Here is a 21,341-nt window from a genome sequence, read left to right as displayed (position 1 = left end):
AGAGGATCGCAAAATTGGCAAGGCAGCGTCTGACAAGGCGTCGCACCTCCGGAGTTGGTATATGCCCATTACAATTTTCGACGGCATCGTCATCGCCGTTGTTCTTTTCTCTGCCCTTCTTGCAATGGTGCGCGGTTTCTCACGCGAGATTTTGTCGATTGCGAGCTGGGGCGGCTCTGTCGCCGCCGCCTATTATCTTTATCCGGTCCTCTTGCCCTATGCGCGCAACTATACCGATGACGACAAGATCGCCATCGCCGGTTCCGCCGGTGTGGTCTTCCTCGTCTCGCTGATCGTGATTTCCTTCATCACCTCGCGTATTGCCGATTTCATCATCGACAGCCGCATCGGCGCACTGGACCGTACGCTCGGCTTCCTGTTCGGCGCGGCGCGCGGCATCCTGCTGCTCGTCGTCGCTGTCGCCTTCTGGAACTGGCTGGTGGATGTGAAGACGCAGCCGGAATGGATGACCCAGGCCAAGTCCAAACCTTTCCTCGACGGGCTGGTCGGCAAGCTGGAGGCGGTTCTTCCTGACGATATCGAGCCGCAGATCCGCGCCCGTATCCTTGGAAAACCGCAGGAACCGACAGCAGCGCAGGCGCCTGCGGAAGATGTGCCGGCGACAAATCAACCGGCAACGAATAATTGACACAGTGTCGCGCCTTGCAATGCATGCAAGGCGCGCTATTTGTGCTAAATATCAAGCACGACACAGACGGACCGACCGGGAGAGATACTCACCGGAGAGGTCTTTCTTTTTTCTCGGTAGAGAGCAAGGGCAAGCCGGATGATTGAGCCGCTTTCGCATTCCACATTCCATGGGACCACTTTCAAGGAAGAGATCGACGGCGATACGCTGCATGAAGAATGCGGCGTGTTCGGCATTCTCGGCCATGCCGATGCCTCGGCGCTGACCGCTCTCGGCCTGCATGCGCTTCAGCATCGCGGCCAGGAAGCGGCCGGCATCGTCTCCTTCGATGGCAAGCGCTTCCATCAGGAACGCCATATGGGCCTCGTTGGCGATCATTATACCGATCCCGCAACGCTCGCCCGCCTGCCAGGCTCCATCGCCATTGGCCACACCCGTTATTCCACCACGGGCGAAGTGGCGATGCGCAACGTGCAGCCGCTGTTTGCCGAGCTGGAAGAAGGCGGCATTTCCATTGCCCATAACGGCAATTTCACCAACGGCCTGACGCTGCGCCGCCAGATCATCGCGACAGGCGCCATCTGTCAGTCGACGTCGGATACCGAAGTCGTCCTTCACCTCATCGCCCGCTCACGCCACTCTTCCACCGCCGATCGTTTCATTGACGCGATCCGCCAGATGGAAGGCGGTTATTCGATGCTGGCGATGACCCGCACCAAGCTGATCGCCGCGCGCGACCCTATCGGCATCCGCCCGCTCGTCATGGGCGAGCTGGACGGCAAGCCGATCTTCTGCTCGGAAACCTGCGCTCTCGATATCATCGGCGCGAAATTCGTGCGCGACGTCGAAAACGGCGAAGTCATCATCTGCGAAATCCAGCCTGACGGTTCGATCACCATCGACGCGCGCAAGCCCTCGAAGCCACAGCCGGAGCGTCTCTGCCTGTTCGAATATGTCTATTTCGCCCGCCCCGATTCCGTCGTCGGTGGCCGCAACGTCTACACGACGCGCAAGAACATGGGCATGAACCTTGCCAAGGAAGCACCGCTGGAAGCTGACGTCGTGGTACCGGTTCCCGATGGCGGCACGCCGGCAGCGCTCGGTTTTGCGCAGGAAAGCGGCATTCCCTTCGAATATGGCATCATCCGCAACCATTATGTCGGCCGCACCTTCATCGAGCCGACGCAGCAGATCCGCGCTTTCGGCGTCAAGCTCAAGCATTCTGCCAACCGGGCGATGATCGAAGGCAAGCGCGTGGTGCTGGTGGACGATTCCATCGTGCGCGGCACGACCTCGGTCAAGATCGTGCAGATGATCCGAGAAGCCGGCGCCAAGGAAGTGCATATCCGCGTTGCCAGCCCGATGATTTTCCATCCGGATTTTTACGGCATCGATACACCTGACGCAGACAAGCTGCTCGCCAACCAATATGCGGACGTCGAAGCGATGGCGAAATATATCGGCGCAGATTCGCTGGCCTTCCTGTCCATCGACGGGCTTTACCGTGCGGTGGGTGGCGAAAACCGCAACCCGGCGCGGCCGCAGTTCACGGACCATTATTTCACCGGCGATTATCCGACCCGCCTTCTCGACAAGAATGGCGAGGCCATGGGCAGCAAGATTTCCATGCTGGCCAGTAACGGCTGATAGGTGCGACAGAACAAGCGGCCACCGGTCTCCGGCGGCCGCTTTTTTCTTGCCTTTTATTCCGCACGTCAGCTGCGACAATTTAATTGCTTGCAGCGGGCGTCCGCGGCTTCGTAGAAGAAGGCGCAATCATTTCGGGAGAGACCATGACTATCGATCTCAAGGGGCGCATCGCTCTCGTTACCGGCGCATCGCGCGGCATCGGCTATTTCACCGCGCTGGAGCTGGCCAAAGCGGGCGCGCATGTCATCGCCTGCGCCCGCACGGTCGGCGGCCTTGAGGAACTGGACGACGCCATCAAGGCCGTCGGCGGCACGGCGACGCTGGTCCCCTTCGATCTCGCCGACATGAAAGCCATCGATGCGCTGGGCGCCAATATATACGAGCGCTGGGGCAAGCTCGATATTCTGGTCGCCAATGCCGGTGTTCTCGGCGTGATTTCCCCGGTCGGCCATATCGAGGCGAAGGTCTTCGAAAGGGTCATGAACATCAACGTCACCGCCACCTGGCGGCTGATCCGCTCGGTCGAGCCGCTGCTGTTGAAATCGGATGCCGGCCGCGCGCTCATCCTGTCTTCGGGTGCGGCCCATAGCTGTCGTCCCTTCTGGGGCGTCTACGCCACCTCCAAGGCGGCTGTTGAAGCGCTCGCCCGCACCTGGGCCGCGGAAACGCAGAAGTCCCCGCTACGCATCAACAGCATCAATCCCGGCGCCACGCGCACGGCGATGCGCGCCCAGGCTATGCCCGGCGAGGATCCGGCCACCGTGCCGCATCCGTCCGAAGTTGCCGCCGCCATCCTTCCACTCGCCTTGCCCGATCTTACCGAAACCGGCAAGCTCTTCGTCGTGCGTGAGAGGAAATTCGTGGAATATCGCCAGCCGGAATAAGCTTTTGGCCCGCGTCATTGCGGCACCGGCGAGAAACGCTTGACCACACAGAACCGCCGCGCCATAAGGCAAGGTATGAAAACAACGATCTGCACCTGCTGCTGAATAAATTTTGCTGGTTCGCCACCGGCCAGATCGTTTTCGTCTTCCCGCAAGGTCCAACAGACAAACGGTCCGGTCAGGACAATTGACTGCCTCTAGGGAACACCCGCATGTCCTTGCGCCTGAAACTCTACAATACCCTGACACGCGAAAAGGCGGAATTTGCGCCGATCGATCCTGACAATGTGCGCATGTATGTGTGCGGGCCAACGGTCTATGATTTCGCCCATATCGGCAATGCGCGCCCGGTCATCGTGTTCGATGTTCTCTATCGCCTGCTGCGCCACGTCTACGGCGAAAACCATGTTACCTATGCCCGCAACATCACCGATCTCGACGACAAGATCAACGCGCGGGCACTGCGCGACTATCCGCATCTGCCGCTGAACGACGCCATCCACGCGGTGACGAAAAAGACGGCCGACCAGTTCCATGATGACGTCGCCGCCCTCGGCTGCCTTCCGCCGACCGTGGAACCCCGCGCCACCGACTATATTGCCGAGATGATCCACCTCATCGAGAGGCTCATCGACCGCGGCCACGCCTATACGGCGGGCGGCGAGGTTCTGTTCGACACGCGGTCGATGGCCGATTACGGCCAGCTTTCCAAACGCCCGCTGGACGAGCAGCAGGCCGGCGCGCGCGTGGCGGTGGAAGCCCACAAAAAGAACCCCGGTGATTTTGTGCTGTGGAAACTGTCGTCCCATAACGAACCCGGCTGGGAGAGCCCCTGGGGTCTCGGCCGCCCGGGCTGGCACATCGAGTGCTCGGCCATGGCTGGCCGTTACCTTGGCGAAGTCTTCGACATTCACGGCGGCGGGCTCGATCTCATCTTCCCGCATCATGAAAACGAAATCGCGCAATCGCGCTGCGCCCACGGCACGCATGTCATGGCCAATGTGTGGATGCATAACGGCTTCGTGCAGGTGGAAGGCCGCAAGATGTCGAAGTCCGAAGGCAACTTCGTGACGATCTACGAATTGCTGCACACGGAAAAATTCGGCGAACGGCAATGGCCGGGCGAAGTACTGCGTCTCGCTATGCTGATGACGCATTATCGCGAGCCGATCGATTTTTCGGTGAAGCGTCTGGAAGAGGCCGAACGCCTGCTGGCCAAATGGCCGGCGGCCGAAAACTCCGACGCCGCGCCGGATGACACCGTCCTAGATGCGCTTGCCGACGACCTCAACACGGTTGCCGCCGTGCAGGCGCTGCATGCGCTGGCCCATGCGGCCAATACCGACCCGTCCAGACTACCCGCCTTCGCCGCCAGCGCCGCCCTGCTGGGTGTTCTGCCGAAGAAGACGGAGGTGGATGAGGCCATCGTTTCGGCTGTCGATGCGTTGGTGGAATTGCGTCTTGAAATGCTGAAGGCGAAAAACTTTGCGGAGGCGGATCGTGTTCGCGACGAGCTTTTGGAAAAGGGCATTCAGTTGAAGGATGGGAAGGACAAGGAGACCGGGGAGCGGACGACGACGTGGGAGATTAAGCGGTAATTTACTGCTGCGGCTTGGGGTTTACCCCCCTCTGCCCTGCCGGGCATCTCCCCCTCAAGGGGGGAGATCGATCTGTGGCGCGGTCTCGCCCATCTCAACGCTTAAGAGTGAAGTTGAGGTAGCGCCTCCTGCTGATCTCCCCCCTTGAGGGGGAGATGCCCGGCAGGGCAGAGGGGGGTAAGTCCCACGACACGCCCTTGCTTTCGACCACGCCATACTCCAATCTCGCAGCACCCATCAAGCCGCGAGCATCCCGTGCCCCACGCCAAGGTCAATCCTCAACATCGGTCACACGCCCGGCAGATGCGAAAGGCCATGACCGACGCAGAACTGAAGTTCTGGAACGCCGTCCGCGCTCACCGCCTAGACGGCCTGTCTTTCAGACGCCAGCTGCCGGTCGCCGGATATATCGTTGATTTCGCTTGCCCCTCGCATAAGATCATTGTCGAACTGGACGGGTTTCAGCACGCGGACGACGCTGCGGCAGCCTATGACCGAGAGAGAACACGCACGTTTGAGGAACTTGGCTGGACAGGCCTCCGTTTCTGGAACGAGGATATCCTCGGAGACATCGACAATATCTGTCTCCACATTATCCGAACGGTGAAGGAGGAACGACCATGACGACATATACCGGCGGATGCCAATGCGGCGCGGTCCGTTTTCGCGCCACGGGCGACCTGAAAGACAGTTCCATCTGCCATTGCCGTATGTGCCAGAAGGCTTTCGGGGCCTATTACGCGCCGCTGGTCTCGGTGCGCGGCGTGGAGTTTGCATGGACCCGGGGAGAGCCGAAACGTTTCCAGTCCTCCAGCGTCGTCAAGCGTGGTTTCTGCCCGGAATGCGGAACGCCGCTGACCTATGAAGCGCCGGACGGCGTGGCGGTGGCTGCCGGGGCATTTGACGATCCCGCAGCGCTGCCGCCAACCATTCAGTGGGGCGTGGAGCGCAAGATCGATTTCGTCGACACGCTTCACACGCTGCCTGCCGTTCCGACGGAAGACGACCTGACCTCGGTGGACTATCTCACCAATCTCGTCTCCTATCAGCACCCCGACCATGATACGGCACAATGGCCGCTGGAGAACAGACAATGAGCGAAAGTGGTTTTTCCGGCGGTTGCCAGTGTGGCGCGGTGCGTTTCCATGCGGGCAAGCTTGGCCGGGCCTCCATCTGCCATTGCCGCATGTGCCAGAAACATTTCGGCAATTTCTTCGGCGCCCTCGTCACAGCCGATCAGGCGCATCTGACCTGGACGCGCGGCCAGCCTGCCCTCTTTCGTTCGTCGCAGAAAATCCATCGCGGTTTCTGCAACAAGTGCGGCACGCCGCTGACCTACCATTATCCCGGCGGCGTCGAGATCGCCATCGGCGCTTTCGATGAGCCCGAGCGGATCGAGCCGCAGGTGCAGGTCAATGTCCACAAGCGCATGCCGTGGATAGAGCAGCTCTTCGGCAAGCCGACCGTGGAACAAGGCGTGGACGAGGCGGAGATCACCTCCTATCAGCACCCGGATCACGACACACAGGTCTGGCCGCCGGAAGACGAGCGCGCATGAGCGGAGCCGAGGGTTTCAGCGGTGGATGTCAGTGCGGCGCGGTGCGTTATCGGATAGAGGGCGGTCTTCGTTATCCGCATCTGTGCCATTGCCGCATGTGCCAGAAGGCATCGGGCAATTATTTCATGCCGCTTGCCGCAAGTACGCTTACGCAGTTTGAAATCACCCGTGGCGAAGCAACGTGGTTCCAGTCCTCCGATCACGTGCGTCGCGGTTTCTGCGGCCGGTGCGGCACGCCGCTGTTCTACGACATGCCGGGCGCCGATTTCATCAATATCGCCCTCGGTTCGCTGGACGAACCCCAGCGGATCAAACCCGAGGCGCAATCCAATCTCGCTGGCAAAATGCAGTGGTTCGGCGCACTCGATGGCTTGCCGATCGAGCCGGAGCCTGCAACGGATAGCCCTTCCCCTCGGGTGAACAATTGCCAGCACCCGGACCATGATACGGCCGAATGGCCAGCGAAGGATGATGACCCATGACCGAAGAATTGCGCGGCTTTTACCCCGAGATCGAACCTTTCGAGACCGGCATGCTCGATGTCGGCGACGGCCACACGATCTATTGGGAACGGGTGGGCACGCGCGGTGCAAAACCGGCGGTTTTCCTGCATGGCGGTCCCGGCGGCGGGGTGAATCCCACGCATCGCCGCGTTTTCGATCCGGCCCTTTACGACGTCATCCTGTTCGACCAGCGCGGCTGCGGCCGCTCCACGCCGCATGCGGAACTGGAAGCCAATACCACATGGCATCTCGTTGCCGATATCGAAAGGCTGCGCGTGCTTTGCGGCTTCGAGAAATGGCTGGTTTTCGGCGGTTCCTGGGGCTCGACGCTGGCGCTCGCCTATGCCGAGACCCATCCCGACCGCGTCAGTGAGCTGGTTCTGCGCGGCATTTACACCGTCACCAGGCCGGAACTGGACTGGTATTACCAGTTCGGCGTTTCCGAAATGTATCCGGATCAGTGGGAAAAATTCATAGCACCCATCCCGCAAGCCGAACGCGGCGAGATGATGCAGGCCTATAACCGCTATCTCACCGGTACCGACGAAGCGAAGAAACTCGAATGCGCCAAGGCATGGAGCCAGTGGGAAGGGGCAACCATCTCGCTCGTCAGCGATCCCGACCGGGTCGCGGATTTCGGCGAGGACAAATACGCCATCGCTTTCGCCCGCATCGAAAACCACTTTTTCGTCAATGGCGGCTGGCTGGAAGAAGGCCAATTGCTGCGCGACGCCGGCAAACTTAACGATATTCCCGGCGTCATCGTGCATGGGCGTTATGACATGCCCTGCCCGCTGAAATATGCCTGGCAGCTGGCCAAAGCCTGGTCGAAGGCGGATTTCCATATCGTCGAGGCGGCCGGACACGCGATGAGCGAGCCGGGCATTCTTGATCAACTGATCCGCGCCAACGACCGTTTTGCCGGGAAATAACCAGTCCTTTCATCACCTTGCAACGGACGGATAAGAGAATGATTCACGCAGGGCGTCCTGCGCGGATCATTTCCTCCCGTCGCGGGGCAGCCCATTTCAAGGGCAGCGCGCCTTTTATTCATGCAGTTTTTCTCATGAACCCTTCACGGAAATGAATTGGCCGCCACTGTGGCGATCCGTTATAAAACGGCATCCGAACAATTGGCGGTACTCCCCATGGCACTCGACAAATCGCTCCCGGCCCAGGAGGGCGGCGACAGCGCGCGCGGTTTTGCTTTCGCGCTTTCCGCTTATCTGCTCTGGGGGTTTCTTCCCTTCTACATGAAAGCGGTTGCGCATATTTCGCCGATCGAGGTCATTGTCCATCGCGTCGTCTGGTCGGTGCCGATTGCGGCGGTCGTGCTGATTGCGCTCGGGCGCACGGCGGAAATCAGAACCGCGCTCAGAACCCCGAAGATGCTGGCTATGGCGAGCCTGACGGCCATCCTCATCAGCATCAACTGGGGCGTCTATATCTGGGCGATCGGCGCAGGCCGCGCGCTCGATGCCGCGCTTGGCTATTTCATCAATCCGCTGTTCAGCATTTTCCTCGGCGCGGTGCTTCTCAAGGAAAAGCTTTATCCGGCGCAGATCGCCGCTATCTGCCTCGTGGCGCTGGCGGTGGCGATCCTCACCTGGCATGCGGGTAGCCTGCCCTGGGTGTCCATCGCGCTCACCGTGTCCTGGGGTTTTTACGCCTTTTTCCGCAAGACTTTGCCGATTGGCGCAACGCAGGGTTTCCTGCTGGAAGTCATGCTTTTATCCATCCCTGCCGTGCTGGTGATGATCTGGCTCGCCTTCAGCGGACAGGCGCATTTCATGGGCGGCAACTCCGCCGATACCTGGCTTCTGGCGGCAAGCGGGCTTATCACCGCCGTTCCGCTCATCCTTTATGGCAATGGCGCAAAACTGCTGCGGCTGTCGACCATCGGCATCATGCAATATATCGCACCGACGATGATCTTCCTCATTGCCATCTTCATCTTCAAGGAGCCGTTCGACATGGTGCGCATGGCCGCCTTTGCGATGATCTGGGTGGCGCTGGCGATCTATACCGGCTCCAGCCTGCTGCGGCTCAAGCGGTAGTCCGGGCGGCATCCCTCATTCCTTTGCTCATCACGGGAATGAAGAGAGGTAGCGTCAATAGTCCACCAGCAATTGCGGGTTGGCGTCGTAACCGAAATGCGGTTTGACGCCGAGAACGCCTGCCGTTTGGGTAATTATCTCGCGGGTCATCGGGGCCGCGGTTGAGGCCGCCGTGCGCCCGCCGTTCACGCCGGTCTTCGGGGCGTCGATCATCGTCAACACGATATATTTCGGTTTGTGCATGGGAAAACCTGCCACGAAGGCGTTGAAATTGATATCCTTGGCGTAACGGCCATTGATCACCTTGTCGGCGGTTCCAGTCTTGCCGCCCACATGAAATCCCTCCACCTGCGCGCCACGGCCGGAACCCTTGATGCCGTTCCAATTGAACAGGTAGCGCATATCGGCGCTCGTCCTGTCGTTGATGACGGTGCGCGCGAGCGATGTGGCAGCTTCTTTCGAACGCGGCAGGAAGGTCGGCGAAATCAGGTTGCCGCCATTGATCAGCGCGGCAGCGGCCACCGCCGTCTGCAACGGGGTGGTGGCGACGCCATGGCCGAAGGAGATGGTGACGGAATTGATCTTCTTCCATGTTCTCGGCTGGGTAGGCGTGGCCACACCGGGCATTTCCGTGTCCATCCTGGTAAGAAGCCCGAGTTTCGTCAGAAATTGCTGATGGCCTTCGACCCCGACCTTGTCGGCCACCGCCGCCGTGCCGATATTCGATGAATATTGAAACACTTCCGGAATGGAGAGCGGCCGGTTCCTGCCCTTGAAATCCTTGATGGTGAAACCGCCCATGCGGATCGGCCGCGACGCATCCACCACCGAACCCAGCGTGATCGCCCCGGCATCCAGCCCCATGGCGAGCGTGAAGCTCTTGAATGTGGAGCCCATCTCGAAGGTGGCGTTGCTCATCCGGTTGAACCAGCCCTTTTCATACTCCCTGTCGATGCTGCCATCGGCGAGGGTGCGGGACGGTTCGTTCGGATCGTAGTCAGGCACCGAGGCCATGGCCAGCACTTCGCCCGTCTCCACATCAAGGATCACCGAACCGGCGGCTTCGGCCTGATAGGCGCTTTTCGCCTTCACGACCACATCGCGGACGATGTTTTGTACCCTGAGATCGATGGAGAGCCGCACCGGCTCCATCGGCGCGCCGCTGGCAAGACCCACGGCGCGCAGATCGGCCAGCCCCTGCTGGTCGAGGTAGCGCTCCATGCCGGCAAGCCCCTGATTGTCGACATTGACGTGGCCGATAATATGCGAAGCGGTGGGGCCGCCCGGATAAAACCTTCGCTTTTCCGGCCGGAAGCCGATGCCCGGTATGCCGAGGTTGAGAATATCCGCCTGCTGCCGGGGCGTCAGCTGGCGTCGCAGCCATTGAAAGCCGGTATCCGAGCGCAACCGGCGGTGTGTTTCACGCCAGTCGAGATTGGGAATAACGGTCGCGAGTTTCTCCACCACCTCGTCCGGATCAACGATCCGGCGCGGATCCGCATAGAGCGAGACCATGTTAAGATCGGTTGCCAGAAGCGTGCCGTTGCGATCGACAATATCCGGCCGGGAGGCGACGGCATTGGCACCGGTATTGATCCATGCGGTCGCCACCGGTTCGGCAAGGCCATATTGGACGAGACGTGCGGCGACGACAGCATAGATGACAGCGAAGGCAGCGATCAGGATGCCGAGCCTCATGCGCGCATCGACCCTGCGGCGAGCGGCGGAACCGAGGAGCGCCTCCCTGCCCTGCGCGGAATTTCTCTGAATAATAAAATGCGCCCGGCTTTTGAGCCGCACCACAAAAGCAATCATTTCCCGATGACACCCACTCTCATGGCGGCGAAACGAATTCCGCGACAACCAACGCCTTATTGAGGCTGGCACAAGATAAGCCGCGGGGCCATGAAAAGAGCGGGCGGAGAGATGCCGCCGTTAAATCTGTATTAATATACATTTAAAATTGTAACGAGCCGCCCAGGCGGCCGTTAACAAAGGGCAAAGCTAGAGGCGGGAAATCACCGAAGGGTCGCCTTCCGGGTTCTGCTGCGCCAGCGCCCGGTCGATGATGGCGGGCACGATATCCTTCACCTCGTCGATGACGAGCGGGTTGAGAAGATGCGCGCGGTGAACGAAGCCCTGGTCGCGCATGTGTTGCACCAACTCGAGCATCGGGTTCCAGAAGCCGTTGATATTGGCAAAGACCATCGGTTTGGAATGGCGGCCAAGCTGCGCCCAGGTCATGATCTCGACGATCTCCTCCAGCGTGCCGACACCGCCCGGCAATGTCACGAAGGCATCGGACCGCTCGAACATCATATGTTTGCGCTCGTGCATGTCCTTGGTTATGACAAGCTCGTTCAATTGTCCGAGAGAATGGCGCGTCGCCTCCATATCGACCAGAAATTCCGGTATGATGCCGGTTACTTCGCCGCCATTGGAAAGAACGCCGCTGGCGACCGCGCCCATGATGCCCTTGGTGCCGCCGCCATAAATGAGGCGAATGCCGCTTTCGGCAAAGCATTTCCCAAGCGCGCGGCCTGCTTCCATATAAGCCGGATCACGTCCGGGCTGGGAGCCGCAATAAACGCAGATGGATCGAATCGATGTATTTTTGTCCGTCATGAAGGGAAGGAACTATGTGCGATGCGGCACGTCAAGAAAATTTGGGAAATCCCTTGCAAATATGGCCTTTTAGCCACTCGCCGCTTGTCTGGCGCAAGGTAAGGCGCTAGCAATCTCAACTTGTGTGAAAAGCTTGAAATACCCGGAGATTCCAGGATGAAAAATAATAAAGCCGGTTTGCTGGCGCTGGTCGTGCTGGGGATTGCGTCCCTGCTCATGATCTTTTTCGTCCTGCCGCGGATTTCAAACGACGGCAAACCGATCGGCGACGCTATCAACGAGGCCGGCGACGCCGTGAAGAACAGCGTTGAAATGGGCGCCGACAAGGCGGGCGACATTCTGTCCGACGCGGCCGAGGAAACCGCTAACATCGCCGACAAGGTCGGGCGGCGGGCGGCTTCCGCCACCCAGTCGATCAAGGATCTGACGACGCTTTTCGCCGACAGCAAGGTTCCCTCCGACGCCGATTTCGCAGCGGCGCGCAAGAAGGTCGAAACCTCGCTGAAGGAACTGACGAATATCGAAATTCCCGAGTCGCTGGACGAAACGACGTCGCGGCTCATCACTACGGCGCGCGCGGCCGCCGAGCGCACCACGGCGTTCCTGCGCGGCCTGCCTGACAATGCGGCGGCGGCGGCGGCCCAGGTGCGTCGTCTGGCTGGCGTCTTCGCCGGCACCGACGATGGTGCACCAGAACCGGAAAAACCGGCCGCAGCACCCGCCGATGCGGCGCAATCATCATCCGCCACGCCGACTTTCGACGTGCTGCGCGTCGAGCCGGACGGTTCGGCCGTGATCGCCGGCAAGGCGCAGCCCGGTGCGAAGCTCGAAATCTTGAGCAACGGCAAAGTGGTCGCCCAGACGACCATCGACGGCAGCGGCGATTTCGCCGCCGTGTTCGACAATCCGCTGCCACCCGGCGATCATGAGCTGGTGCTGCGTTCGACCGATGCCAACGGCAAGGCAACGCAATCCGAAGAAGTCGCCACGGTTTCCGTGCCGGAGACCAAGTCGGGCGAGCTTTTGGCCATGGTTTCCAAACCCGGCAAGGCAAGCCGTGTGCTGGCCATGCCGGAGGCAGCACCGCCGGCGCTCCAGCCGCAGCAGGCAACGCCGTCGCAACAGCCTGCGGCATCTTCCGAAACCACAGCCAACACCGCGCCGGCCCCCTCCTCCGCCACGGCCGCCCCCAACGCCGCCGGTGCCCCGCTTACGTCGAGCGTTCAGGTCACCGCCGTCGAATTCGAGGGATCGAAGATCTTCGTCGCCGGTTCCGCGCCCGCCGGTTCGACCGTTCGCGCGCTTGTCGATGACAAGGAAATCGGCAAGAGCACGACTGAAGCCTCCGGGCATTTCGTCATCGAAGGCGATGTCGAGCTCGCCGTCGGCAACCATATCATTACCGTCGAGGAACTGAATGCCGACGGCACGGCGAAGGTGCGCGTGCGCGTTCCCTTCGAGCGGCCGCAGACCGATCAGGCAACCGTCGCCATGCAGGCCCCATCCACCTCATCTTCGGCTAACACGACCGCGGCACCGGCTGAAAACCAGAGCACGGCAAGCGATCGCGCCGCAGTTGAAAAGCTGCGCACCGATGTCGCCAAGGCCTTCGGCATCCTGTCCGGTCTCTACAAGGATCAGGCGACGCCGGCGCTCGATCAGGCCATTGCCGGCCGCTCCGCCGTGGTGATCGCGTTGAAATCGCTCTCCGAGTTCCGCACCGCCGCCGCCACCGAGCCTGGCTTCACCGCTTTTGCCGGCGATATCACGGCCAAGGCGCGTCAGCTGCTTGCAACGGTCGAAGCCTGGCCGAACGATGTGGCGGCCATCGGCAAGGGCATCGCCTCGCTGGCAAGCCGCCTCGCCGAACTGCACATCATCGCTCCGCCTGCTCCCGCGCCGCAGGCCCCTGCCGGCCCGCAGACCTTCGAGCAGGCGCCGCTTGCCGAAAGCCAGAACAGCGTCATCATCCGCCGCGGCGACACGTTGTGGCAGATTTCCCGGCGCGTTTACGGACAGGGCGTGCGTTACACCACGATCTACCTCGCCAATGAGGACCAGATCAAAAATCCTGACCTGATCGAGCCCGGCCAGATTTTCGGCGTGCCGAAAGAGGCGCTGCCCAATGCCGAAGAACTCCACCGCAAGCGGCTGAAGAGTGGCTCCTGACGATGTGAAGACGTTGCGGTGAACCTGCAACGTCCCTATCTGTGACACGCGCGGCGGCTTGAGCAAAGCCGCCGTCCTGCTGTCGGCTTCCGGCAGTGACCGGAGAGAATGATGGCCACGAAGAAAAAAACCATTTCGGCGGATTCCAGCAATCCGACCCAGACCCTGATCAATCTGTGGCCCTATATGTGGCCGGAGGGCCGATGGGACCTGAAGATGCGGGTGATCTGGGCAACCGTGTTCCTCATCGTCGCCAAGCTGGTGCTGATCGCCGTTCCCTATTTCTTCAAATGGGCAACGGATGCGCTGAACGGTAAGCTCGACATGGCGGGTCTGGTTCCGGCCTTCCTGCTCGGCGCGGTAGCGCTGGTCATCGCCTATAATCTGACGCGGTTGATCCAGGTTGGGCTCAACCAGCTGCGCGATTCGCTGTTTGCCAGCGTCGGTCAGCATGCGGTGCGCCAACTCGCCTATCGCACCTTCGTGCATATGCACCGACTTTCGCTGCGTTTCCATCTGGAGCGCAAGACCGGCGGGCTATCGCGGGTGATCGAGCGGGGCACGAAGGGCATCGAAACTATCGTCCGTTTCACCATTCTCAACACCGCACCGACCTTCATCGAATTTCTGCTGACGGCCATCATCTTCTGGGCGTCCTATGGTTTTTCCTATGTGCTGGTCACCGTCATTACCGTCTGGGCCTATATCTGGTTCACCGTCAGGGCCAGCAACTGGCGTATCGGCATCCGCCGCGCCATGAATGACAGCGATACCGACGCCAATACCAAGGCGATCGACTCGCTCCTGAATTTCGAGACCGTCAAATATTTCGGCAATGAGGAGATGGAGGCGCGACGTTTCGATATCGCCATGGAACGTTACGAAAAATCGGCCATCTCGATCTGGACCTCGCTCGGTTGGCTGAACTTCGGCCAGGGCGTGATTTTCGGCATTGGCTCCACGGTCATGATGGTGATGTCGGCGCTGGCCGTACAGCGCGGCGAGCAGACCATCGGCGATTTCGTGTTCGTCAATGCGCTGCTGCTGCAGCTTTCCGTGCCGCTGAATTTCATCGGCTTCGTTTATCGCGAAATCCGCCAGGGCCTGACCGATATCGAACAGATGTTCGATCTTCTGGAAGTGGAAGCCGAAGTTACCGACAGGCCGGATGCGAAGCCGCTTGCGGCCGGTCCCGGCGCGATCTCCTTCCGCGACGTGCATTTTGCCTATGATCCTGAAAGACCGATCCTCAAGGGCATTTCCTTCGATGTGCCGGCGGGCAAAACGGTGGCGATCGTCGGCCCTTCCGGTGCGGGAAAATCGACGATCTCGCGGCTGCTTTATCGTTTCTACGATATTCAGGAGGGCGCGGTTACCATTGACGGGCAGGATATTCGCGATGTGACGCAAAAGAGCCTGCGCTCGGTGATCGGCATGGTGCCGCAGGATACGGTGCTGTTCAACGATACGCTGGCCTATAACATCCGCTACGGCCGGCCCTCCGCGACAGACGAGGAATTGAGGGCAGCGGCGGATGCGGCGCAGATCAGCGCCTTTATCGGCAAGCTGCCGGATGGATATTCGACGATGGTCGGCGAACGCGGTTTGAAACTTTCAGGCGGTGAAAAGCAGCGCGTGGCGATTGCCCGGACCATTCTCAAGGCGCCACCGATCCTGATCCTCGACGAAGCGACCTCGGCGCTCGATACGCATACCGAGCAGGAAATCCAGAGCGCGCTCGACATCGTCTCGAAAAACCGCACGACGCTGGTCATCGCTCACCGTCTTTCCACGGTCATCCACGCGGATGAGATCATCGTGCTGAAGGAAGGGCTGATCGCCGAGCGGGGAACGCATGCCTCGCTGATGGCGCATGATGGCCTCTACGCCTCGATGTGGAGCCGCCAGCGCGAGGCGATCCGCGCCGAAGAAATGCTGCGCCATGTTCGCGAAAGCGACGATCTCGGCGTCGTGAACCGCGGCGAACCGGCGCATTGAAGGCATAAACTCCGGGGGAACCGGGGTGGGAGACCCGCCGGGCCATTGCCGGGCGGGACGTTTGGCTGTAACCAGCAAGGCGAAGTTTGTCGCATGCCCGTATGGATCGTGTCGTATGAAGACCACATATGGAGGCGCAGACAAAAACCGGAGCAAGGAACCATATGAATCTGTTCGACACCATTCGCAACACCATCGTACCGATCCACAAGGAAGGTTATGTCTTCGTGGCGGCCTTCTTCGTCGCTTCGCTGGTGCTCGGCTGGATCGCCGAACCGCTGTTCTGGGTCGGTCTCGTGCTGACGGCCTGGTGCGCCTATTTCTTCCGCGATCCCGAGCGTGTCACGCCGCAGGATGACGACCTCATCATCAGCCCGGCCGATGGCAAGGTTTCCGCCGTGCAGAGCGTCGTTCCGCCGCTGGAACTGGAACTCGGCAGGGAGCCGATGGTTCGCATTTCGGTGTTTATGAACGTGTTCAACTGCCATGTGAACCGCGCGCCCGTGCGTGGCCGCATCGTCAATGTCGCTTACCGTCCCGGCCTCTTCCTCAATGCCGAAGTGGACAAGGCTTCCGAAGACAATGAGCGCAACGGCCTCGTCATCGAGACGTCGCACGGCAAGGTCGGCGTGGTGCAGATCGCCGGCATGGTTGCCCGCCGCATCGTCTGCTGGGTAAAGCCGAATGAACCAGTCGACGCCGGCGAGCGTTTCGGTCTTATCCGTTTCGGCTCGCGTCTCGATATCTTCCTTCCCGCAGGTTTCGAGCCGCGCGTATCGGTCGGCCAGACGGCGATTGCCGGTGAAACCGTGCTCGCCGAATTCGGCTCCGCCAAGGGTCCGGTCGTCAGCCGCCGCGGCTGACGGAAACAGGAAGGGCATGCGCATGGAAACGCCGATCGCCGAGCCGCAACAGAACGGCAAACCAGAGGGCCGCAGCGACAGCGGCCGTGGACCACGGCTGAGGGAAATTCCCTTTCGCCTCGTCGTTCCCAATCTCATCACCGTTCTGGCCATCTGTGCGGGCCTGAGCGGCGTGCGTCTCGCCATAGAGGGCCGCTTCGAGCTGGCCGTCGGCATGGTGCTGCTTGCCGCCTTCCTTGACGGCATAGACGGGCGCATCGCCCGCATGATGAAAGCGACGTCCAAATTCGGCGAGCAGATGGATTCGCTGGCCGATATCGTCAATTTCGGTGTCGCCCCTGCCCTCGTGGTCTATGCCTACCTTCTCGACCAGGCGCGCTCCATCGGCTGGATCGCCGCCCTCATCTATGTCATCGCCGCCGGCCTGCGTCTGGCGCGTTTCAACGTCATGATCGAGCGGCCGGTCAAGGCGCCGTGGCAGAATGAGTTCTTCGTGGGCGTCCCCGCCCCGATGGGCGCCATGCTGGTGCTGCTGCCTGTCTATCTCGGCTTCCTCGGCGTCGAGCCGGACAAGCCCTTCGCCTATGTGGCCGCCGCCTATACCGTGCTGATCGGTTATCTCCTCATCAGCCGCCTGCCGGTCTGGTCGGGAAAATCCGGCACCAGCCGCATCCGTCGCGATCTGGTCCTGCCGATGATCCTCGTCGTCGTGCTCTATGTCGCAATGCTGATGAGCTTCACCTGGGAAGTGCTGGTTCTGACGGTTGCCGCCTATCTCGTCTTCATTCCCATCAGCGCCCGCCTCTGGCACCGCCGCTACGGCACGCTGACCATCGAGGAAGACGCACATGACGACGCCAATGGCGGCAACGGCCTCGATCGCGGCATTTAAAACCGCAGGTTTATTTTTTCTCACACAAGCCGGCGCAGGATGTGACGCAAAATGTCGCAGTCTGGAAAGCCGGCTTCGTTTTTCTTCGCCTCGAATCCGTCAAGATTAGCCGCGAAAGAAGTGGCTCACACGCATCGCAACGGCGATTGACGTGAATTGTGGAGAGAGAGAAATGACGAACGAGACGAAGGCGCAGCCGCCGGCGAAGCCCGACCTCAACAGCCACTACCGCCCGCTCGGACTGAAGGCCGTAGCGGCCGCAACCCTGATGCTGAAGCGCAAGCCCGCCGCCAAAACCGCCTGAAAATATTAGCTTTTTTGATTTTTTTGGATTTTGCGAATCTTCCAGAAAACGGAACGTTGCCGACGGAAAATCGACAATCACGCGGCGCCTTTTTCGGGCGCCGTTTTTTTGTTTCAGGCACCGCCGCGATACTGCAAAGCGTCAGTCATTCACGCAATCGGCAGCCTTCTGTAACGAAGCTGCAACGAAAGTGTAGTAAAAGGCTCGCCTTCCACAAGAAGGCTATACGAACACCGACGTATAGATTAGTGAATACAAAAGAACTTTTCTATTCCGCATTTTTTTCCACAACAATGCATAAGCCGGCTCTCGAATCCGCAGACACGCGGATGGCGGATGTTCGGCGTTGAGGGAAGATTGTGAAGACAGGCCAGGGGGGCTTGGGACGGCCATGCAGGATAAAATCCTTCTGATTGAAGATTCCGTTGCTCTTTCCATGCTGCTGAAGACGCGGCTTTCGGAAGAAACGGAAGCCGAAGTCGTCCATTGCGACAGCATGGCCGCGGCCGATACCCTCATGCAGGCCCATGATTTCACGCTGGCGCTGACGGGCCTCAACCTGCCCGATGCGCCGAAGGGCGAGATTCTCGCACTTTTATCCGAGCGCAAGGTGCCAGCCATCGTTTTCACCGCCACGGTGGATGACGAGGCGCGCAAGCGCTACGCCGAAAAGAAGATCATCGACTATATCGTCAAGGACGGCCATCGAACCGTCGATGCGGTCGTCAGAACGGTCCAGCGGATTTTGAGCAACAAGCTCTTCTCCGTTCTGGTCGTCGATGATGTGCGCACAGCCCGTTCCGGCCTGGTGGAAATTCTGGAGCGGCAGAATTTCAGGGTCAGCGAGGCCCATTCGGGCAAGCAGGCGCTGGAGATACTGTCGCAAGATCCGACGATCCAGCTTGTCATAACCGATTATCATATGCCCGACATGGACGGCTACGAGCTCACACGCCGTATCCGCGACAGCCGGTCCTCCGAAGATTTGCGGGTCATCGGCATCTCCTCTTCAACGGATCGTCTCCTTTCGGCAAGTTTTCTCAAGGCCGGCGCGTCGGATTTCGTCTACCGCCCCTTCGTGCCGGAAGAATTGCAATGCCGCATCGACAACAATATCGAGACGTTGAAACAGCTCAAACGCCTGCGCGAACTGGCAGAGCGAGATCACCTCACCGGCCTGCCCAATCGTCGCTCCTTCTTCGAGCGCACGCGGGCGCTGATGGATGTCATCAATGGCAATGACGAGAGCGGCGCCGTCGCCATTCTCGACATCGATCATTTCAAGAAGATCAACGACACGCTGGGGCACGATGCCGGCGACAGGGCGCTGAAGAAGCTGGCCGAACTGCTGCATGACATGTGCGACGAGCAACGCCATATTCCCGCCCGCCTCGGCGGCGAGGAATTTGCCGTGTTCCTGCGCGGACTGGATGCCCGGGCTGCCTATGCCTTCTGCGAGGAACTGCGCGAACAGGTGGAAAGGAACGGCCGCCAGCTGAGCGGCAGCAGCCTGGCGCTGACCATTTCGCTCGGCGTCGTGGAGATCGAAAAGGGCGAGCCCTTCGACAACCAGCTGAATGCGGCGGATCAGTTGCTCTATCTCGCAAAGGCGAATGGCCGCAACCGCGTCTATTCCGACATCATGATCCAGGAAGGCCTGCAAAAGATCGGGCTGAACGGCTGATTGTCTCTGAAGTCTTCTATGGGACCGAGCAAGTGCCACTTGTTTCTTCTCCCCGCCGGGGAGAAGTCCGCGGCAGCGGGATGAGGGGGCAAGCTCTCCGCATATCTCTACCGTAGCCCTCTCATCTGACCCTTCGGGCCATCTTCTCCCCGGCGGGGAGAAGAAAGAGGCGGCTCGCTCAGCCGTCGTCATTGGCCTTGCGAAACACCTCAAAACAACGACATCTGCCCCTCGTCCTTCGGCGGTTTGATCTTTGCCGGCGGCGCGCTTTCCGGCACCGGCTCGATGAGGTCGGCGCCGACATTAGCGACCTTGTTGACCTTGTCCGAGACGGGAATCATCTCGAAAAAATCATCCTGAACCGGCCGCATCAGGTCGGCGACCTCGCGTGGCTCCTGGGTCTTGCAGTTGAGCCAGCGGCTGAAATCTTCCGGCGCAATGACCACGGGCATGCGGTCGTGAATACGGCCAATCGCGGCATTGGCGGCCGTGGTGAGGATTGCGCCGGTATCGACTTCCGAACCATCGGCAGACGACCAGGTTTCCATGAGACCGGCGAAAGCGACGATGCCGCCGCTTTTCGGGCGGATGAAATAGGGTTGCGGTTTGCCGCCCTCCTCCTTTGGCGGGCGCCGCCATTCGTAAAAACCCGTTGCCGGGACGAGCACGCGGCGATGGCGCATGGCGGCGCGGAAGGAGGCCTTTCCGATTGCGGTTTCGGAACGGGCATTGATGAGCAGCGGAAAGTCCTTCGGATCCTTCACCCAGCCCGGCATGAAACCCCAGCGCACCAGCAGGGCGCGGCGATTGGGCAGGTTGCTGCCGCGCTCCTGCCGCTCGCCTTCCATGACGACCAGAATGGGTTGGGTCGGCGCGATGTTGAAACGGGCGGGAAAGTCCTCAAGGCCGATCAGATCGAGATAATCGGCAATCTCTTCGGGCGTCGCCTTCAGCACGAAACGTCCGCACATCGCCTTCTCCTTATGCCCTTGGTCCGAACAGGATGATGGCGGTGCCGGCAAGGCAGACGATGCCGCCGGCGATATCCCACCTGTCTGGCGCATGGCCTTCCACGCCCCAGAGCCAGAACAGCGAGGCGGCAATATAGATCCCGCCATAGGCGGCATAGGCCCTGCCCGCCGCCTCTGTCGGCACCAGCGTCAGAAGCCAGGCAAAAGCCGCCAGCGCCACCATGCCGGGCAACAATATCCAACCGGTCTTACCGAGTTTCAGCCAGGCCCAGAAGGAAAAACAGCCGGCGATTTCGGCAAGAGCCGCCAGAACGTAGATAAGATAGACCTTCATTCCACCGTCTTTAGTGTGCACAATCTCTTCCGTTCCGGACTATAACCATCGGCGCGGAAACCGGAATCGATTTTTCCGAGCCACGATACCACGATAGACAGGTCGGAAACGGCCGAAACAAGCGAAACCCTTCATGACCCTTCGTATCAAGCCCCGTGCCGCCTCCTCCGCCATCGTCAGGAATGGAGACCGGCTGCTTCTCGTGCGCCGCATCAACCCACCCTCCAAGGACATGTTCGCCTTTCCGGGCGGTCGCGGCGAAGACGGCGAAACCCCGGCCGAGACTGCACTGCGCGAATTGCAGGAAGAAACCGGCATCGTCGCCCGCCGGCCGCAGCTTTTCGCGACATACGATCTTACCTCGCAAGATGCGGCAGGCCTGCTGACGAGCCATTATTTCCTGTCGGTTTTCACCGTGGAAACCGATGCCGACCCCCTCGTGACTGTCGGCGACGATGCGGCGGATGCGGGCTGGTACACATTGGCGGAAATTCGCCTGCTGCCCGCGCCCGAAAGCGTCGTCGAATGCGCCGAACGCCTGCTTGCATGATTGCCAGCCAGCCAGAATCGCTATTATCTAGGATCGATCCGCCCGCCGGATG

At 60.4% G+C, this 21,341-nt stretch carries 21 protein-coding genes; 17 read left to right on the top strand and 4 right to left on the bottom strand.

All coding sequences use genetic code 11. From position 1 onward, the window contains the following. Positions 1-61: 61 nt before the first annotated feature. The 10 genes from ACQZ48_RS07135 to rarD all read left to right on the top strand — a co-directional run bounded on the left by ACQZ48_RS07135 (position 62) and on the right by rarD (position 8,899). A complete protein-coding gene (locus ACQZ48_RS07135; protein ID WP_137410042.1) occupies positions 62-649 on the top strand; it encodes a CvpA family protein in 588 nt (195 codons plus the stop codon). Between the two features lie 138 nt (positions 650-787). Then, on the top strand, positions 788-2,296 hold the full coding sequence (gene purF, locus ACQZ48_RS07130) for an amidophosphoribosyltransferase (protein WP_077982580.1): 1,509 nt from the start codon (positions 788-790) through the stop codon (positions 2,294-2,296). 146 nt (positions 2,297-2,442) lie between these two features. Continuing rightward, a complete protein-coding gene (locus ACQZ48_RS07125; RefSeq protein ID WP_191217743.1) occupies positions 2,443-3,183 on the top strand; it encodes an SDR family NAD(P)-dependent oxidoreductase in 741 nt (246 codons plus the stop codon). 212 nt (positions 3,184-3,395) lie between these two features. Further along, positions 3,396-4,781, top strand: coding sequence for a cysteine--tRNA ligase (gene cysS, locus ACQZ48_RS07120; protein ID WP_191217742.1), 1,386 nt, complete (start codon positions 3,396-3,398; stop codon positions 4,779-4,781). 315 nt (positions 4,782-5,096) lie between these two features. Beyond that, on the top strand, positions 5,097-5,405 hold the full coding sequence (locus ACQZ48_RS07115; protein WP_321186472.1) for an endonuclease domain-containing protein: 309 nt from the start codon (positions 5,097-5,099) through the stop codon (positions 5,403-5,405). Next, entirely contained in the window at positions 5,402-5,878 is a 477-nt protein-coding gene (locus ACQZ48_RS07110; RefSeq protein WP_191217740.1) for a GFA family protein, read from the top strand. Before ACQZ48_RS07115 ends, ACQZ48_RS07110 begins: the two co-directional genes overlap by 4 nt. Further along, positions 5,875-6,339 (top strand): GFA family protein, encoded by a 465-nt coding sequence (locus ACQZ48_RS07105; protein WP_077982584.1) that lies wholly within the window; start codon positions 5,875-5,877, stop codon positions 6,337-6,339. The genes ACQZ48_RS07110 and ACQZ48_RS07105 overlap by 4 nt, the downstream gene beginning before the upstream one ends. Continuing rightward, positions 6,336-6,821 (top strand): GFA family protein, encoded by a 486-nt coding sequence (locus ACQZ48_RS07100; RefSeq protein WP_077982585.1) that lies wholly within the window; start codon positions 6,336-6,338, stop codon positions 6,819-6,821. Before ACQZ48_RS07105 ends, ACQZ48_RS07100 begins: the two co-directional genes overlap by 4 nt. After that, positions 6,818-7,774 carry a prolyl aminopeptidase gene (gene pip, locus ACQZ48_RS07095; protein ID WP_191217739.1) on the top strand — a complete coding sequence of 319 codons (957 nt, stop codon included), beginning with the start codon at positions 6,818-6,820 and terminating at the stop codon, positions 7,772-7,774. Before ACQZ48_RS07100 ends, pip begins: the two co-directional genes overlap by 4 nt. Before the next feature lie 216 nt (positions 7,775-7,990). Then, positions 7,991-8,899 (top strand): EamA family transporter RarD, encoded by a 909-nt coding sequence (rarD, locus tag ACQZ48_RS07090; RefSeq protein WP_077982587.1) that lies wholly within the window; start codon positions 7,991-7,993, stop codon positions 8,897-8,899. Between the two features lie 54 nt (positions 8,900-8,953). Here rarD and ACQZ48_RS07085 read toward each other — a convergent pair whose 3' ends face one another. Further along, entirely contained in the window at positions 8,954-10,714 is a 1,761-nt protein-coding gene (locus ACQZ48_RS07085; RefSeq protein ID WP_191217738.1) for a peptidoglycan D,D-transpeptidase FtsI family protein, read from the bottom strand. Between the two features lie 189 nt (positions 10,715-10,903). Continuing rightward, a complete protein-coding gene (locus ACQZ48_RS07080) occupies positions 10,904-11,524 on the bottom strand; it encodes an LOG family protein (protein ID WP_191217737.1) in 621 nt (206 codons plus the stop codon). A 156-nt stretch (positions 11,525-11,680) separates the two neighbouring features. Here ACQZ48_RS07080 and ACQZ48_RS07075 point away from each other — a divergent pair, with 156 nt between their 5' ends. The 6 genes from ACQZ48_RS07075 to ACQZ48_RS07050 all read left to right on the top strand — a co-directional run bounded on the left by ACQZ48_RS07075 (position 11,681) and on the right by ACQZ48_RS07050 (position 19,434). Then, on the top strand, positions 11,681-13,693 hold the full coding sequence (locus ACQZ48_RS07075; protein WP_191217736.1) for a LysM peptidoglycan-binding domain-containing protein: 2,013 nt from the start codon (positions 11,681-11,683) through the stop codon (positions 13,691-13,693). A gap of 111 nt (positions 13,694-13,804) precedes the next feature. Then, positions 13,805-15,691 (top strand): ABCB family ABC transporter ATP-binding protein/permease, encoded by a 1,887-nt coding sequence (locus ACQZ48_RS07070; protein WP_448728698.1) that lies wholly within the window; start codon positions 13,805-13,807, stop codon positions 15,689-15,691. A gap of 164 nt (positions 15,692-15,855) precedes the next feature. Then, on the top strand, positions 15,856-16,554 hold the full coding sequence (locus ACQZ48_RS07065; protein WP_245307032.1) for a phosphatidylserine decarboxylase: 699 nt from the start codon (positions 15,856-15,858) through the stop codon (positions 16,552-16,554). Positions 16,555-16,576: 22 nt separating this feature from the next. Next, positions 16,577-17,446 (top strand): CDP-diacylglycerol--serine O-phosphatidyltransferase, encoded by an 870-nt coding sequence (pssA, locus tag ACQZ48_RS07060; RefSeq protein ID WP_020009523.1) that lies wholly within the window; start codon positions 16,577-16,579, stop codon positions 17,444-17,446. 172 nt (positions 17,447-17,618) lie between these two features. Further along, positions 17,619-17,750 carry a hypothetical protein gene (locus tag ACQZ48_RS07055; RefSeq protein WP_264673018.1) on the top strand — a complete coding sequence of 44 codons (132 nt, stop codon included), beginning with the start codon at positions 17,619-17,621 and terminating at the stop codon, positions 17,748-17,750. Positions 17,751-18,141: 391 nt separating this feature from the next. Further along, entirely contained in the window at positions 18,142-19,434 is a 1,293-nt protein-coding gene (locus ACQZ48_RS07050) for a GGDEF domain-containing response regulator (RefSeq protein WP_173988586.1), read from the top strand. A gap of 209 nt (positions 19,435-19,643) precedes the next feature. Here the strand turns inward: ACQZ48_RS07050 and ACQZ48_RS07045 are convergent, their stop codons facing one another. After that, entirely contained in the window at positions 19,644-20,405 is a 762-nt protein-coding gene (locus tag ACQZ48_RS07045; protein WP_448728697.1) for an SOS response-associated peptidase, read from the bottom strand. A 10-nt stretch (positions 20,406-20,415) separates the two neighbouring features. Beyond that, positions 20,416-20,739: a YnfA family protein gene (locus ACQZ48_RS07040; protein WP_448728696.1), complete on the bottom strand. Its 324-nt coding sequence runs from the start codon at positions 20,737-20,739 to the stop codon at positions 20,416-20,418. A 133-nt stretch (positions 20,740-20,872) separates the two neighbouring features. On the opposite strand from ACQZ48_RS07040, the gene ACQZ48_RS07035 reads away from it, so the two are divergent. Then, positions 20,873-21,289, top strand: a complete 417-nt coding sequence (locus ACQZ48_RS07035; RefSeq protein WP_137410029.1) for an NUDIX hydrolase — start codon at positions 20,873-20,875, stop codon at positions 21,287-21,289. The last annotated feature ends 52 nt before the right edge of the window (positions 21,290-21,341 follow it).

The organism is Agrobacterium sp. 22-209-1 (assembly GCF_053522485.1).
The sequence above is the reverse complement of the archived record's forward strand: the minus strand, read 5'-3'. Positions and strand labels throughout refer to the sequence as shown.

Coding starts and splice junctions, on each gene's coding strand:
- ACQZ48_RS07105 (WP_077982584.1), top strand. CDS start 5,875: ATGAGCGAAAGTGGTTTTTCCGGCGGTTGCCAGTGTGGCGCGGTGCGT.
- ACQZ48_RS07125 (WP_191217743.1), top strand. CDS start 2,443: ATGACTATCGATCTCAAGGGGCGCATCGCTCTCGTTACCGGCGCATCG.
- ACQZ48_RS07065 (WP_245307032.1), top strand. CDS start 15,856: ATGAATCTGTTCGACACCATTCGCAACACCATCGTACCGATCCACAAG.
- pssA (WP_020009523.1), top strand. CDS start 16,577: ATGGAAACGCCGATCGCCGAGCCGCAACAGAACGGCAAACCAGAGGGC.
- ACQZ48_RS07040 (WP_448728696.1), bottom strand. CDS start 20,739: ATGAAGGTCTATCTTATCTACGTTCTGGCGGCTCTTGCCGAAATCGCC.
- ACQZ48_RS07075 (WP_191217736.1), top strand. CDS start 11,681: ATGAAAAATAATAAAGCCGGTTTGCTGGCGCTGGTCGTGCTGGGGATT.
- ACQZ48_RS07055 (WP_264673018.1), top strand. CDS start 17,619: ATGACGAACGAGACGAAGGCGCAGCCGCCGGCGAAGCCCGACCTCAAC.
- ACQZ48_RS07100 (WP_077982585.1), top strand. CDS start 6,336: ATGAGCGGAGCCGAGGGTTTCAGCGGTGGATGTCAGTGCGGCGCGGTG.
- ACQZ48_RS07050 (WP_173988586.1), top strand. CDS start 18,142: ATGCAGGATAAAATCCTTCTGATTGAAGATTCCGTTGCTCTTTCCATG.
- ACQZ48_RS07135 (WP_137410042.1), top strand. CDS start 62: ATGCCCATTACAATTTTCGACGGCATCGTCATCGCCGTTGTTCTTTTC.
- ACQZ48_RS07045 (WP_448728697.1), bottom strand. CDS start 20,405: ATGTGCGGACGTTTCGTGCTGAAGGCGACGCCCGAAGAGATTGCCGAT.
- pip (WP_191217739.1), top strand. CDS start 6,818: ATGACCGAAGAATTGCGCGGCTTTTACCCCGAGATCGAACCTTTCGAG.
- rarD (WP_077982587.1), top strand. CDS start 7,991: ATGGCACTCGACAAATCGCTCCCGGCCCAGGAGGGCGGCGACAGCGCG.
- ACQZ48_RS07080 (WP_191217737.1), bottom strand. CDS start 11,524: ATGACGGACAAAAATACATCGATTCGATCCATCTGCGTTTATTGCGGC.
- cysS (WP_191217742.1), top strand. CDS start 3,396: ATGTCCTTGCGCCTGAAACTCTACAATACCCTGACACGCGAAAAGGCG.
- ACQZ48_RS07070 (WP_448728698.1), top strand. CDS start 13,805: ATGGCCACGAAGAAAAAAACCATTTCGGCGGATTCCAGCAATCCGACC.
- ACQZ48_RS07115 (WP_321186472.1), top strand. CDS start 5,097: ATGACCGACGCAGAACTGAAGTTCTGGAACGCCGTCCGCGCTCACCGC.
- purF (WP_077982580.1), top strand. CDS start 788: ATGATTGAGCCGCTTTCGCATTCCACATTCCATGGGACCACTTTCAAG.
- ACQZ48_RS07085 (WP_191217738.1), bottom strand. CDS start 10,714: ATGATTGCTTTTGTGGTGCGGCTCAAAAGCCGGGCGCATTTTATTATT.
- ACQZ48_RS07110 (WP_191217740.1), top strand. CDS start 5,402: ATGACGACATATACCGGCGGATGCCAATGCGGCGCGGTCCGTTTTCGC.
- ACQZ48_RS07035 (WP_137410029.1), top strand. CDS start 20,873: ATGACCCTTCGTATCAAGCCCCGTGCCGCCTCCTCCGCCATCGTCAGG.